The organism is Sinorhizobium sp. M4_45, from assembly GCF_002885915.1.
Classification (GTDB): Bacteria; Pseudomonadota; Alphaproteobacteria; order Rhizobiales; family Rhizobiaceae; genus Sinorhizobium; species Sinorhizobium meliloti_A.
On record NZ_NWVE01000009.1, the window covers coordinates 181,324 to 195,603 of the forward strand.

The following is a 14,280-nucleotide window of genomic DNA, read 5'->3' on the forward strand; positions in this document are numbered from 1 at the left end:
GTATCCGATCTCAACAGGCCTTAAGCAGCCGCGGCGAAATCGATGGTGATTTTCGTCCCTCCGCCGGGAACCGTATCGACCGCGATCCTCGCTTTGTGAAGCTCGCCGATACGGTGAACGATCTTGAGGCCGAGCCCAAGCTGGCCGGAGCGCTTGACGTAGCCGAGATCGTCATTGTGCTCCGGCAGATCGACGAGGCCCCTGCCGTTGTCCTCGACAGACACCAGAGGTCCGGGACCGCAGGCGAGCACTATGCGCGTATTGGGCGGATTATGCTTCACCGCGTTTTCGATCAGGTTGCGGAGCATGTTCTCGATGAGCGGCGCAATCACGCTTACGGGCGGTGTGCCGTGGTCTACGAATTCGATGGACTTGCCGTTGTCGAAAACAAATGGCGCAGTCGTCTGCGCGACCTCCGCCCCGATCGCCGAGAGGTCGGCGCGCTGAAAGGCCGAGGGGTCCACAGAGTCGGCCCGGGCAAGCGAGGTCAATTGTTCGAGAATGTGGGTCAGCGCATCGAGATCGCGCTCCGCATTGCGGGCGCGCGGATCGTCGATGCGGCTCAACTCCATCTTGGCGATCGAAACCGGTGTGCGGATCTCGTGGGCGATCGAGGAGGAAAAGACCTTCTGCGCCTGGATGAGATCTGCAACGCGCGCCAGGAGACGGTTGACGGCCGCGACAAGGCGCTCGATCTCCTCTGGCATGCGCGACGAGGGGAGGCGAGCATTGCCGTCACGCGGATCGATCGCATCGGCCGCCCGCACCGCAGCTGCCACCGGTTTGAGCGCACTGCGGATCGACCAGATCGTGGCCCCGATCACGAGGCAGAACATCAGCGTCATGGGCACGATCATGGAATCGAACATCTCGCGCAGCAAAACGCTGTACATGAAGCCGTTGGGGTCCTTCAGGACGGCCAGCTCTACGAGCACGATCTCTCCATAACGCTCGAACGATTGGCCGCCGGCAACGCTAAAGGGTTTGCCGGGTGCGATCAGCCGTTTCCAGAAAGTCGGTGCGTTGACGGCGAGCGGAAGAAAATGCTCCGAACATTCGGCCGAGCAATTGGTGAAGAGCACCGAGCCGGAAGCGGTGCGCACCCTCACATAGATAGCACCCGGTCCATCGCGTTCCAGGTAACGCTCTTTCAGCTCGTGACCGAGCTTGAATGTCAGTTCCCCGTCCTGCTTCGCGATTGCGGTCGACAGGGTGTCTGTCTCCTCCTGCAGCATCAGAACGCTGAGCTCGTCATCGTCGAACCAGTAGTCGGCGAAGACGACGCCGACCTGCAGGATCATGGCGAGCAGTGAGAAGGCGATGACGCGGCGGGCGACGATGCCGATGAGCGACGGGTTCCAGCTCTTCATCAAACCGTCCGAAGCAGATAACCGATGCCGCGCACGGTTTCGATCTGCACGCCGGTTTCCGCCGACTGCAGTCGCTTGCGCACCCTGGAGACGGCGAGTTCCAGCGCATTCGAGCTCAGTTCCTGGCCGTATTCGGAAAGAGCCGTTTCGAGCCTGCGCTTCGGGACGACACGCCCGACCTCGCGCAACAGGATTTCGATCAGCGAACGCTCGCGCGGAGGAAGAGGCAGAACGGCGCCCTCGCAGGTAAGCTCCGCCGTTGCAGGATCATAGCGCAGGGCACCGGCCTCGAGGACCGGCTGTATCGCATTGGGATTTCGCCTGAGCATTGCCCTGCAGCGGGACAGAAGTTCGCGATGGTGAAACGGCTTGACGAGATAATCGTCGGCGCCGGCGTCGAGCCCGGCGATACGCTCGTCGACCGATCCGCGTGCGGTGATGATCAGCACCGGCAGGCCGACATGCTCCCGCCGGATCCATTGCAGGAGCTGCAGGCCGTCGCCGTCCGGAAGGCCGAGATCGAGGAGAACCAGATCGTGATCGCGCGCGGCAATGGCGGCCTCGGCATCGCGCAAAGTCGAAACGCCGTCGAGCCGCCAACCCGCGTCATGCATGGTCTCGCTGATGAGTTCGGTAAGGCGAGGACTGTCCTCGACGAGGAGTAAACGCATGCAGATCGCAGCCTGAGTCTTCTGGCGCCGGTGACGGGGGACCATAGGACGTTTTTCCCGGGGTGCCAACTTGCGAAATCCGCCGGGCGCGGGGACGCCGCTCGTACCGGCGATGCCGACAGCTTTCCGACAGCTCGTCCGGGCTACTGGGCATGCTCCCCTGGATCGCAAACGGTGCAGGGAACATGAAGGTCACGCCGCACCATGCCTGCAAGGGGCGCGGCTTTGGAGGTGAGAGCTTGAAGATCCCGCGGATTCCCCGGCCCGAGATTGGCAGTATAAGCCTGAGCGCGATCGTCGCTCTCTATCTGCTGCTGGCGACCAACAACTCGTTCTGGGCTCATGCCAACGTCTATTTCGATCACGCCCGGATGAGCCTGCTTGCCTTCGCAGCGGCACTCTACCTCGTCCTCTTCGCGATCTTGACGCCTCTCTCGGTCAAGTACCTGATGAAGCCGGCGCTGGTTATTCTCATCCTGGTGTCGGCGACGGCCGCGTATTTTGCCGACACCTTCGGCATCGTCATAGACCGGGACATGATCGGCAATGCCGCCGTTACGACACGGGCCGAAGCCAGCCACCTGCTGACATTCAGCCTTGCGCGGCATCTCCTCGTCTACGCCGTCCTCCCTTCGATCCTGATCGCCTGGGTCAGGGTACGCCACCGCCGGTTCCTGCGGAAGGCCGCGGTCAATTTCGCCTTCGTCTCCGTATCGCTCCTCGTCGGCGCAGGCCTCGTCTATTCCAACTTCGCGACGGTGGCCTACGCGCTGCGCGAACATACGGACCTCATGAAAAGGTTCAATCCGTCCGGACCGCTGATTGCCGCCGTGCGCTACGGCCTTTCGACCTATCGGGAGCGCAATCTGGTCGTACACCCTCTTGGAACCGACGCGCATCAGGGCGCGCGCGTTGCCGCCGTGGGGAAACCGGTCGTCGTCGTCGTCGTTGCGGGCGAGACGGCGCGTGCCATGAACTTTTCGCTCAACGGCTACGAACGCGAGACGAATCCGGAATTGCAGGCACTCGGGGTCGTCAACTACCGCAACACGACGAGTTGCGGCACGGCGACCGCCGTCTCGCTTCCCTGCATGTTTTCGGTCTATCCGCGCAGCCAGTACAGCGACTGGAAAGCGCGCTCGACCGAAAATCTCGTCAATGTGCTGACGCATGCCGGTGTCTCGGTGAGCTGGTGGGACAACAATACCGGCAGCAAGGGGATTGCCGATCTCATCAGCTTCGCAAGCCAGACCGGCCGCAAGAACAGCCCGCTTTGCACCAACGGCGAATGCCTTGACGAGATCCTCCTCGGCGATCTCGACCGGAAACTCGGCGCAGCGACGTCGAACAGCGTCATCGTGCTGCATCAGCTCGGCAGCCACGGCCCCTCATACTACCTTCGCTATCCCGAGGCGTTCCGCCGCTTCACGCCCGACTGCCGAACGCCGGAACTCATGCGTTGCTCGACCGCGGAACTGGTCAATGCCTACGACAATACGATCCTCTACACCAACCACATCCTCGCCAGCGTCGCGCGGCTCCTCGAAAAGCATCAGGACCGCATTGCCGGCGCGATGATCTATATGTCGGATCACGGCGAATCGCTTGGGGAGAACGGCCTCTACCTCCACGGCGCGCCTTATGTGATCGCCCCGAAGGAGCAGACCCAGGTGCCGTTCATCGCCTGGTTTTCGAAGCCGTACCAGGCTGCGATGGGCGTCGATGCCGGCTGTCTTGCCAAGGACGCCGACCAGCCCAAATCGCACGACAACCTGTTTCACACGGTGCTCGGCATGATGGACGTCGAGACGAGAATCTATAACCGCGATCTCGACGCTTTTGCCGCCTGCACGCGGCCCGCAGGCAAAGAGAACCGGCCGGTGCCGGGATATCACGCGGCCCAGAATGGCGAACCCGCATCAAGCGCCGGCGGGTCGCAGGAAGCGAGGTGGGCGCCCGGCCTTCTGTGATTTTCCGATATGCCTCTCGCACCGGCAAGCTGTCGACCTTCGCCAAATCTGGTAGACTGCAGGCCGATCTCGCATCCGCAGCCGGCGGGGCGTCCATCAGAGGAGAATCAGATGCAGATCGCCGGAATTCAGGTCTATCCCGAGCGCGGCGGCAAGGCGGGTTTCACCGTCGAGTTCGTCGGCACCAACGGGGAGGTCGTCTCCGTCTCCTGCCCGCAGAACGCCGACGGTAGCCTCAACAGGCTGAATGCCGTTTCCCAGGCAAAGGAGATACTCGCCGCGGCCATCGAGGCGGATGAAACGCTTCTTGCCATTACCGGCACGAGACGGTCTCCTTCGGTCCCCGAGGGAGCGCTTGCGAATGCCCGGCAGGCGCATGACCGGGACGCCATGGAAGAGCAGTTGGAAGAGGGTCTCGAAGATACGTTTCCCGCAAGCGATCCCGTCTCGATCACCAGTTCGGCGATTCCGAAGGGATCGTCGCACCGGTAGTCCTTGGGCAGATCTCCCTGGGGCCCTCGTTCCTGTGCCCGTCACAGGAATCCAGTCAGCCCCAAGTCCTTGGGCTGAAACGATTCTTCCGCGCTGCAGACGCGGAGCTGCCGGGTCCCTCTGACAAGCACCGGGGCCAGGTGGACAAAGCCGTCGTGCGCCTGTCCGCGCTCACTGTTCCTGCCACGCATCGGGCTTTCCGAATATCGGTTCCGATTGTCCGGGCGATGCGCTAAAGCTCTCGGACCCTGGGCGGCTTCAGATGGCCGATTCATATCAGCGACGAAAGGAGCGCGCCGTCTTGGACGAGCAAAGGAGAAGCGATTCATGAATAGCCGGCGTTTCACCTTCGCCGTCGGTGACATTCACGGTTGCCTCGCACAACTCGAAACCTTGCTTGCCAGCATAGAATCCGTCGTCGCCGGCGGCCGGGTGGTCTTCCTCGGCGACCTCGTCGATCGCGGCCCGGACAGCCGCGGCGTCGTGGAGCGGATCATGGCCGGGCCGCACAGGCCGGGCTGGGAATGGATCACGCTCAAGGGCAATCACGAGGCCATGCTGCTGGCGGCACGCAAGGGCCAGGCCGAGATGTCCCTATGGCTGACGAACGGGGGAGAGGAGACGATGGCTTCCTATAGCGGCGCCATTCCGTTGAGCCATCTGGTCTGGATGGCGGAACTGCCGTCGCTCGTCGTCGATCAGCAGCGCATTTTCGTCCATGCCGGTGTCGACGAGACCATTCCGCTCGAAGAACAGGGCGACGACATCCTCCTCTGGATCCGCACCGATCCGAACTACTCCGGCACCTATTGGGGCAAGCATGTCTGCCACGGACACACGCCGAGCCGAAGCAATCCGCGCACCGTCGGGAACAGGACCAATGTCGATTCCGGCGCCGTCTTCGGCGGCATGCTCTCCTGCGCCGTTTTCGATGACGACAGGGCGGGAGGCCCGATCGATTTTCTGGTTACGGATGGATACAGCTAAGGGCCTGTTTAGATTCGGGCTACCCGCCGCGACTTGTTTCATTTCCTCATTCCTGTGCTTGTCACAGGAATCCAGCCAGCCCAAGTCCTTGGGCTGAAAGAACGCTTCCCGCGCCGCAGACGCGGCGCTGCTGGATCGCTGTGACGAGCACAACCTCAACGGCCTTAGACCGCTTCACGACGACATACCCGCGTGTGAGTGCGTTAATCATTCACCCTGAACTCACGGCCCCCCGCTAGAACACGTAGAATGACCACATCGGCATCCTCAACGACGAATGCCACACTCGTGCTCCCCTCGAACCCAATAATACGCAGCCCTGGGCGCATTTCATCGCGGATGGTTCCGCGTTCCGGAAATACATCGAAGGACGAGAGGAACCCGCTGATGCGCTCAATGTATCGGTCTGCCGTATCGGTTGAGCCAGACCGTTCGACGACATGCCTATAGATGTGCACCAGATCGGTCTGCGCTTCAGGTGACAGGCGAACGGTATAATGCCTCATTCAAGCCCGACTCTTGCCCTTGGCGACGCGCGATCGGACCTGTGCCATACCGTCCTCAAGTGGGACAGCGCGTGTCGGGTCGGCTTTATGGGCGTCGTAGGCGGCAGCGACTTCCTCGCGCAGCCAGCGTTCCACCGCAGCGTCCCGCGCAGCCAGTGTACGCAAACCGTCGCGGATCACTTCGCTTTCAGTGGCATATTCACCCGATGTCACCTTCGCTTTGACCATTTCGGCCATTTCGATCGGCAGGGTAATGCTGAGGGATTGGGTTGTACGCATATCGGCCGCTCTCGTTTCGAGCCTGTATAACACGCAACACGATTTAATCCTACTCCCCTTCGGTAGGTCACAGGTTCCTGCAACCGGGGCAGTGCGATAAGCGTGCGGAAAGCAATTGCTTTAGCATTGTGCAACGCCGCGTCAGGCTATAGTTGTGCCGACCTGCAAGGCATGTGAACTCGAAACCCAAGGGACACGGTTTGGACACGTCCTCTTCCGCAATCTTCACGAAGAATTTCGCCGCCCTCCTATTCGACATGGACGGCACGCTACTCAACTCGATGGCAGTCGTTGAAAGGGTCTGGGGATCCTGGGCACTCCGCAACGGAATAGACCCCGTGGCGCTCATGAAGGTCGTCCATGGCGTGCGAGCCGTCGATACGATCCGCGCGCTGGGCCTGCCGGTCGATCCGGAACAGGAGGCGCGCATTCTTGCCGAGGCGGAGATCGCCGATGTCGAGGGGATTGTCGAAATTCCGGGGGCCGTCACCTTCCTGAAGACATTGCCGCCGGAAAGGTGGGCGATCGTTACGTCGGCGCCGCTCGAACTCGCCGCGCGCCGGCTCGAGGCGGCCGGTATTCCGGTGCCGCGCCACATGGTGACCGGTGAGGATGTCTCGCTCGGGAAGCCCGACCCGCAGGGCTATCTGCTCGCGGCAGAGAGACTCGGGGTGCGTGCCGAAGATTGCCTCGTTTTCGAGGACGCGCCTGCGGGTGTTCTCGCCGGCAAATCCGCGGGCGCCGAGGTTGCCGTCATCACCGGGGCGCATTCGGCTGCGGCCGAGATGCCGCATATCATGCTGTCGCATTACACCGACGTCGAGGCTCGCCTCGTCGAGGACGGATGGCTTTCGCTGCATCGCCGCCGCGGCTAGAGCACTTCCAGGAAAACTGGCTGACGTTTTCCGTCCGCAAGTCTGTAGTTTCAAAGGTTGAGAGCCGGCGCGATGCGAGGCCGACGGCCATCGGCCGCCGGCTGCTTCAAGGATCACGTTCAGGCGGCGAGCCAGCACTTGGTCAGCGCATGTCCGCCCATGAGTTCGCCGTTCGGATCGTCGACCCAGCCGCCGACCTTGTCGCTGGTGGCATCGATATAGTTGTTGAACATCGGCGCGATCACACCACCCTCATCGCGCAGGATCATTGCCGCCTCGCGATAGAGAACCTTGCGCTTCGCCTCGTCCAGCTCGCCGCGCGCCGCAAAGATCAGCTTGTCGAAATCCTCGCGGAAGAAGCGGGTGTCGTTCCATTCCGCCTTTGAAAGATAGGCGATCGAATAGACCTGGTCCTGCGTCGGCCGGCCGGTCCAGTAGGACATGCTGAAGGGCTGCTTGTTCCAGACGTCGGACCAGTAGCCGTCTCCGGGCTCGCGCTTCAGCTCGACATCGATGCCGCACTTCGCGGCGCTTGCCTGGAAAAGCTGCGCGGCGTCGACTGCCCCGGGGAAGGCGACGTCGGAGGTACGCAGCAGGATCGAACCGTCATGGCCCGACTTCTTGAAGTGGAACTTCGCCTTGTCCGGATCGAAGACGCGCTGCTCGATATCGTCGTCGAACAGCGGGTAGCCCTTGATCATCGGCGTATCGTTGCCGACCGTGCCGTAGCCGGCGAGTATCTTTGCGACCATTTCCTCGCGGTCCACCGCGTATTTCAGCGCAAGCCGCAGGTCGTTGTTGTCGAAGGGCGCCGTGTTGCAGTGGGCGATCAGGACATAGTGGCCCTTCCCGGGAACGTTGCGGATCGTGACCCCTGGAATGCGTTTGACGAGCGCGACGATCTTCGGTTCGATGCGATTGATGATGTGCACGCCGCCGGACTGGAGCGAGGCGGTGCGCGCCGTTGCGTCATTGATGACGGTGATTTCGATCTGGTCGGCATGACCGCGCTCGGCCGCTCCCCAGTAACCGTCCTGCAGCTCGCCGACATGCTTTACGCCCGGTTCGTTGACGACGACTTTGTAGGGCCCGGTACCGATGCCGGCAGTCGGGTCGTCCTTGCCGCCGTTCGGCTGGATCATCAGATGATAATCGCTGACGATGAACGGCATATCGGCGTTCGGCTGGCGCAGCGTAATGACGACCTTGTCGCCATCTGCCTTGATGGTCTCGAATTCCTGGACGAAGGGCAGGGCAGCCGATTTCGAGTTCTTGTCGGCATGACGCTCGAACGTTGCGACGACATCGGCAGGCGTCAGTTCCTTGCCGTTATGGAAGGTCACGCCCTTGCGGATCGTGAACGCCCAGGTCTTCGCGTCCTTCGACGCTTCGTAGGCTTCAGCCAGCCGATACTCAATCTCGCCTGCTGGCGAAACTTCGAGCAACTGCTCTCCCCAGCAGCGGCCAAATGTGTAGGGCACCTGGCTCGCCCAGGTCGCCGGATCGAGGCTGTTCGTGGATTCGCCGCCGACGAGCCCGGCCCGCAATATGCCGCCCTTGGCCGGGCCGCTCGCCCGCGCGGCATTGCCGAGCAGCACCTGGGCCGAGGCGAGCGTTACGCCGAGCGCTGCCGCGCGCCCGAGAAAATCGCGCCTCGACAGGCGGCCCGAAACGACCTCCCGGCTCATGAATTCCAGTTCTCCCGCCATCGATTTCCTCTCCTCCATTGAAACGTGCGTACCGGTTAACCGGCACCACGCTCAGGTTGCAATGGATCTATATGGCGAAGGCTGTCTATTGGCGGCGAAGAATGTCGCAACGAGGCGAGACAAGCCCAGCTATGTCACGGCGCGGGAGAAGAGAGGTGCTGAGGTTTCCTTATCCCGTGTTGAGGCGCGCGTGCGGGCGATGCGGCCTTCGAGTTCCTCGAGGCGGCGGGCAAAGCCGAGATTGCCTGGCTGGAGCGCCACAGCCTCGGCGAGCATGTCGCGAGCGATCTCGAGTGCGCCGTCGCGGATGTGGCGGTTGGCCCGATGGTAAAGAAAGTTTACACGCTCCACAGGTGAAAAGCCTTCTCCGAAGCGTCGAAGACACAGGTCGGCCCAGGCAGGGTGGCGAGCAATCGCCGCAATGGCGATCTGATAGGGGCGCATCGGGGCGCCGATCCGCGCCGAGCGGGCGAGTGCGCGCAAACCGGCGCGGTCGTCCGCGCGGCAAGCCTCGATGAGCGAAAGCGCGCGCGCCGTCCCGGTGAAGGCCCGAACGGTGCCGTGACCGGTCATATGCACGGGGATGAGATGCGTCTGGCTCTGTATCGCCGCGATCCGCTCCGCGTGCCGGCGATCGACGGCATGAAAGGGGTCGTAGAACAGATAGGCGCGCCCGGCCGCCTGGTCGGGGGCGATTGCCATGTTCGTGTGGAGCCCCGGAGCGAAGTGGCGGACGAAGCGGTTGTCGAATGGTACTGTCTTCGGATCGATCGAGATCTGCGGGCAAAAAGCAACGGCGACGCTTGCGCCAAAACGCCGGCGATAGCGCAGCGCCGCATAGCCGCCTTGCGAATGGCCGTAGAGAATCCGTTCCGGCGCTTCAGCAAGGATCGGCGCAGCAGCATCGACCGCCGCGACCACGCTTGCCGCCGGAAACCAGTTCGGCCGCCGGCTGATGAAGCCGAGTGCGGCGATGCCGGCTTTCTCGCAGAACCGCTGACCCCAGAAGCGGCTGCCGTTCGCCTGCATCTCCATCTCGTTGAAGGTGACGAGAAGATAGGGCGACGATCCTCGCAGATGGATCACTTCCAGGTTTTCGTCGGCGTAAACGAGCATGGGAATTCCCGAGCAGCTGTCAATTTGAGTGGAGCCGCAAGCGGCTAGACCAAGGCCTGTGCCGCCGCTTCATATTGCCCGGCACCAAGAGAGCTCCGCCTGTCCTCCAGCAGCCGACGATAGAGATCGGCATGCGCGCGGGCCGATTCCCCGTGGCCGGTCGGACGCCGCAGCGTTGCGTGCAGCCGGTCCCATGCGTCGGGGTTGCCCAGCACTTCCGACAGCCGGTCGGCGAGATCCTGGACGCTGCCGGTACGGAAGTGGAGCCCGTCCCTTCCGTCCTGCACTTTCTCGGCCATGCCGCCGATGTCGGAACAGATGATGGGCCTGCGGTGGTGCAGGGCCTCCTGGATGACGACGGGCGAGTTTTCCCACCAGATCGAAGGCAGCACGACCCAGTCGACCGAGCGCATCAGCCTCGGCATATCGGCATTCTGATAGGCGCCATAAAAACGCACCCGGCGCCCGGCGTCGTCGATGAGCTTCTTCAGGCGCTCCTGGAACTCGGTCGGCTGGCGCTCGAGATTACCGCCGAAGATCATCAGGCAGGAGTCCTCGCCCCAGATTTCTTCCGGCACGCGCGAGACCGCGTCGACCAGCACGTCGATGCCCTTGAAGGGTGTCATCTGCCCGAAATAGGCGAAACGGTTCCGTCGGGCGGACGGGACCGGCAGATCACGTACCGGTGCGGCCTCGCCCATGACGATGCCGTTGTCGATCACGGAGAGCTTTTCCGCGTCGATGCCCCATTCGACATAGCGGTTTGCCAGGAACATGCTCGGGGAGATGAAGGCATCGGCAAGGCCGAGCATGCCGCGCAGAAACTCCTCGCGCCTCAGGAAACGGGAAACCGGGATATCGGGAAAGCAGCCATGGCAACTGATCGGCGACGAACTGTTGCAGAGCTGGGCGGATGGTCGCTTCACCATCTGCCCGTGATTGTGGCAGAGCGACAGATACTCATGGAAGGTGACGATGATTACCGCCTCCGGCAGCGCTTCGCGTAGAGCGTAAAGCGCCTCCATTCCGAGGCCGATCAGGTGATGAAAGTGAACGACATGAGGCGACAGATCGCCGACGAAGCGCAGGAGGTCGCGGCGGATCGCCTCCGTATCCCCGTTGGACAGGAAGAAGTGATCGTAATCATCCGCATGGAAGAGCACTTCGTCCACTGCAAGACGCAGACTCATCAGTGCTGAGGCGCCGTGGCGAGGGACCGGATGGCCGACGCGGGCGAGATAGATCGACTCGACGCCCGGCAGCGTGTTCAGGCCCTTGTGCAGGCTGTGGGACGCTATCTCCGCCCCGCCTAGCGACATCGCCGGATGTCCATGCGAAACGACGAGAACACGGAGCCGCTCGCTCATGCGGAAGCCTCCTTGATGCGATTGCCTTCGCCCTGCGGCTGCGGAGCCCATCGGGCCGAAAACAGTCTTTCGTCGATCCGCTCGACGAGAGGAGCCGCGGAGGCGCTGCCGGTGGAGAACGGCTCGTCCGAGCCCAGCATCTGCACCGAGGGCAGCCACCAGGATTCGATCCCCGAACGGCTGAGCCTCAAGCCGAGATCCTGCCCCTTTTGCCGGGATCCGAGATAGCTGCCGGCAAAGCCTCCGGCGACGAGGAAAGCCTCGCGCGGCATGATGCAGCATTCGAAAGAGGCCGCCGCGATCCGGGTGAGCTTGAGACCCGTCACCGCGCTCAACGGATAACCGGCATAACGGCCCGAAAGCGAATTTTCGGACTGCGCGTCGGCCCAGGAGCCAGCCCATCGAACGGAATGGTCCTCATAGGCGAGCGTGGGCGAAATGATCCCGCCACTTTCCTCGAAGGCGGAAACCAGCCTGCCGTACCAGCCGCTCCTGCGGGGCAGTAGCGAGCCGGCGAGCAGAACCACCGTCTCGCTCGAAAGCGCGCGAATGCCGGCTTCCAGGAGATCGTAGACATCGTCCGTTTCCGCCGACATCAGCCTGAGCGGAAGCCGATAGAACTGCGCGAGCTGCCTGATCCGGCCGGCCTGACGGCGAAAGCATTCGGAGTGCAGCACGAGCGCGATCGGCGCATGCCGTGTTTCGGGATCGAGCGCCAGAAGGCCGAGAAAAGGGGCAAGCTCCTTTTCTTCTGCTTGGCCGGCAGCGACGATGATCGGCGGCCCCGGAGCCTCGTCGAACGCACCGGCATCGAGGATAGCCTTGATGCCGGGCGAGGGGCTCTCCGACGCGCACAGGAAGGGCACGATCTGTCGATCGACGATTTCCGTCAGGCCCCAGTTTTCGGGATCGATGGACTTGATCTGGCGGAGCGCCGCCTGACGCGGCGGAAGCCGCGCGGGTGTCAGCGGCAGAAAAGCCCGGCGGGAATCCTTGAGCGTCAACTCCAGGTGCAGCGGGGCCACACCATCTGTCCCCAGTCCGCCGGCAAACACGATGAAACCATGCGGGTGGGTTTCTCGGTCGAGCATGCTTTTGAACAACGGCTCTTCGGTAAAGGCATCCGTCACATCCGAGCGCTCGAGCCGCGTCCAGCGATCGTCGAGCCGCATCTCGCTTTGTCCACGGCGCAACCGGACGCTCTGGACATGCTCATCAGGGTCGAGCAGCCAGCCGGAGATCAGAAAGGCGCCGCTGTTCGCCTGAAAGATATTGTCCACTCCCAGACGCACGGGAACGGGAAGAGTGGAGATCGTCTCGCGCCCCTCGAAGCTGTTGGCGGCCGAACGCAGCCGGAGCAGAACGGCAGGGGTGCTGTGCGTCTGAAGCAGCACGGAGCGGATATGCCCGGGCGTCTCCGTGGGACCGCCGATCAGCCGGTGCTCATGAACCGAAGCATAGCGCCAGCCCCCGCGCCCGCGATAGGCGAGCCCCTCGATGTCTCGTGCGCGAAGCGGTTCGCTTGCCGCCAGCAGACCGATGAAGCCTGCGCCGCCTTGCGGAATATCCTGCCGGGAGAAGGTCGCGATGCCACAGTCGGCAACGACAGGATTTTCGCCGCACACGATCACGCGAGCGTTGTCCGGATGGGCGGCGCGGGCCCAGCCTCTGAGGAAGATCGCTCCCTCGTGGGTCTCGCCGACGAATTCGAGGAAGCCGTCGCTACCCTTTCGGGCCTGTATCAGGGCAACTATTGCCGCAAGCCTACGCCGACCGGTGGACATCTGCATCATCGCATCCACAAGCGGGTCCAGCACCTCGGCCAGTTGGGCGCCGGCAAGCTCCGCGAGGACCATCACGCTTTCGCGAACAGCAAGCGTGCGGGGGCCGAAGATATAGCGCCTGGGGCTGCCCTCCTGACCCAGGCGGAGCGTGGTAAGCGGACGGCCGGCGTCATTGATGGGCAGGAGCGCCGCGAACCCGTGCGTGGCGGTTGGCGACTGCGAAGCCAGGCGCCAACCGATGATGGAGGCACTCGTCGCGGTGGCGGGGTCGTCGTTGATCTGCGCCGGCACCTGGCCGGCGACGGGCGCGCCCGCGCCTATGACGAGCAGCAGCGTATCGTCGATCGGGCAGGCGACAACCCTCCCACCGCGCATGATCCTCGCGGCTGTTTGAGACGTTTGAGGAAGCGCCTGTTCTGCTCCGGCCATGGTACTCCTCATGCCCCGGCGAAAACCGAGAGGGCAGCGCCGGCGGCAAAGCCCGCGAGAACGAACAGCAGGAGCAGCAGCGGTTTCAACTCTCCATTCGACCGCTTCTGCAAGGCTCCGAGGTTCTTCTCCATCGCTGCAACCACGCCATCGAGCCGCATCAAATGAACATCGAGATCGTTCAGGCGCTGCCCGATCTCGGCGGCGGCGGCAGGCCCCAAGGCCCCGCCTTCGCCGCCCTCGTCATTATGCGTGCGCTGGAGAGATCGCTGCGAGACCTGCAATTGCCGCTGAGCCGCCATGAGGACGTCGAGCTTGTCGAGAACCTTGGCGAGCGGCGCGGCGATGAGGGCTTCGGCCGCCTGTTCGTCGGGCCGCGGAACGCGCAGCTGCTGTTCGGTGCCGCGTGCGTCCAGGGCCGTCACCTTGAGATCGGTGGTGCGCGAGGCTGCCGCCTCGGGAAGCGCGATTTCGAAGGCATAGCCGCCGTCGCCGATGCCGTTGCGCTTGAGATCGGGGCGATTGCGGTCGGCGACCGCCTGGGCAATGACGTTGCCCTCCAGATAGACGCGGATGGTGAGGCGCTTGTCGGGTGCTGCCGGATCGAACGCCCAGCCGAAGATGCGCCCCTGGTCGATCGCGTCGACCCGACCGGTCATCGGCATCGTATTGTCCTGATCCGGTGCGGCATTTGATTTCTCGGCAACAGCAGCCATCGATTTCCC

At 63.1% G+C, this 14,280-nt stretch carries 13 protein-coding genes; 4 read left to right on the forward strand and 9 right to left on the reverse strand.

Going from position 1 to position 14,280, the window contains the following annotated elements:
• Positions 1-20: 20 nt before the first annotated feature.
• Both CN933_RS23480 and CN933_RS23485 read right to left on the reverse strand, forming a co-directional pair.
• Positions 21-1,370, reverse strand: a complete 1,350-nt coding sequence (locus CN933_RS23480; RefSeq protein ID WP_018098441.1) for a sensor histidine kinase — start codon at positions 1,368-1,370, stop codon at positions 21-23.
• On the reverse strand, positions 1,370-2,041 hold the full coding sequence (locus tag CN933_RS23485) for a response regulator (protein WP_102762630.1): 672 nt from the start codon (positions 2,039-2,041) through the stop codon (positions 1,370-1,372). The genes CN933_RS23480 and CN933_RS23485 overlap by 1 nt, the downstream gene beginning before the upstream one ends.
• A gap of 239 nt (positions 2,042-2,280) precedes the next feature.
• Here CN933_RS23485 and CN933_RS23490 point away from each other — a divergent pair, with 239 nt between their 5' ends.
• From CN933_RS23490 to CN933_RS23505, 3 genes are all read left to right on the forward strand, one after another.
• On the forward strand, positions 2,281-4,011 hold the full coding sequence (locus CN933_RS23490) for a phosphoethanolamine transferase (protein WP_102762631.1): 1,731 nt from the start codon (positions 2,281-2,283) through the stop codon (positions 4,009-4,011).
• Between the two features lie 111 nt (positions 4,012-4,122).
• A complete protein-coding gene (locus CN933_RS23495) occupies positions 4,123-4,503 on the forward strand; it encodes a hypothetical protein (protein ID WP_102762554.1) in 381 nt (126 codons plus the stop codon).
• Between the two features lie 327 nt (positions 4,504-4,830).
• Entirely contained in the window at positions 4,831-5,490 is a 660-nt protein-coding gene (locus CN933_RS23505) for a metallophosphoesterase family protein (RefSeq protein WP_102762555.1), read from the forward strand.
• A gap of 203 nt (positions 5,491-5,693) precedes the next feature.
• On the opposite strand, the gene CN933_RS23510 is transcribed toward CN933_RS23505, so the two are convergent.
• The gene (locus CN933_RS23510; protein WP_102762556.1) at positions 5,694-5,996 is read right to left on the reverse strand and encodes a type II toxin-antitoxin system RelE/ParE family toxin; all 303 of its coding nucleotides are present in this window, start codon (positions 5,994-5,996) and stop codon (positions 5,694-5,696) included.
• Positions 5,997-6,275, reverse strand: coding sequence for a ribbon-helix-helix domain-containing protein (locus CN933_RS23515; protein WP_018098866.1), 279 nt, complete (start codon positions 6,273-6,275; stop codon positions 5,997-5,999).
• A gap of 200 nt (positions 6,276-6,475) precedes the next feature.
• Here CN933_RS23515 and CN933_RS23520 point away from each other — a divergent pair, with 200 nt between their 5' ends.
• Positions 6,476-7,150: an HAD family hydrolase gene (locus CN933_RS23520; RefSeq protein WP_102762557.1), complete on the forward strand. Its 675-nt coding sequence runs from the start codon at positions 6,476-6,478 to the stop codon at positions 7,148-7,150.
• Positions 7,151-7,269: 119 nt separating this feature from the next.
• On the opposite strand, the gene CN933_RS23525 is transcribed toward CN933_RS23520, so the two are convergent.
• From CN933_RS23525 to CN933_RS23545, 5 genes are all read right to left on the reverse strand, one after another.
• Positions 7,270-8,859 carry an ABC transporter substrate-binding protein gene (locus CN933_RS23525; RefSeq protein ID WP_164866860.1) on the reverse strand — a complete coding sequence of 530 codons (1,590 nt, stop codon included), beginning with the start codon at positions 8,857-8,859 and terminating at the stop codon, positions 7,270-7,272.
• 129 nt (positions 8,860-8,988) lie between these two features.
• The gene (locus tag CN933_RS23530; protein WP_102762559.1) at positions 8,989-9,975 is read right to left on the reverse strand and encodes a hypothetical protein; all 987 of its coding nucleotides are present in this window, start codon (positions 9,973-9,975) and stop codon (positions 8,989-8,991) included.
• A gap of 44 nt (positions 9,976-10,019) precedes the next feature.
• Positions 10,020-11,342: a glycosyltransferase family 4 protein gene (locus CN933_RS23535; RefSeq protein ID WP_102762560.1), complete on the reverse strand. Its 1,323-nt coding sequence runs from the start codon at positions 11,340-11,342 to the stop codon at positions 10,020-10,022.
• Positions 11,339-13,555, reverse strand: a complete 2,217-nt coding sequence (locus tag CN933_RS23540; RefSeq protein ID WP_102762561.1) for a hypothetical protein — start codon at positions 13,553-13,555, stop codon at positions 11,339-11,341. The genes CN933_RS23535 and CN933_RS23540 overlap by 4 nt, the downstream gene beginning before the upstream one ends.
• Positions 13,556-13,563: 8 nt before the next feature.
• Positions 13,564-14,271 (reverse strand): hypothetical protein, encoded by a 708-nt coding sequence (locus CN933_RS23545; RefSeq protein WP_102762562.1) that lies wholly within the window; start codon positions 14,269-14,271, stop codon positions 13,564-13,566.
• Positions 14,272-14,280: the final 9 nt, after the last annotated feature.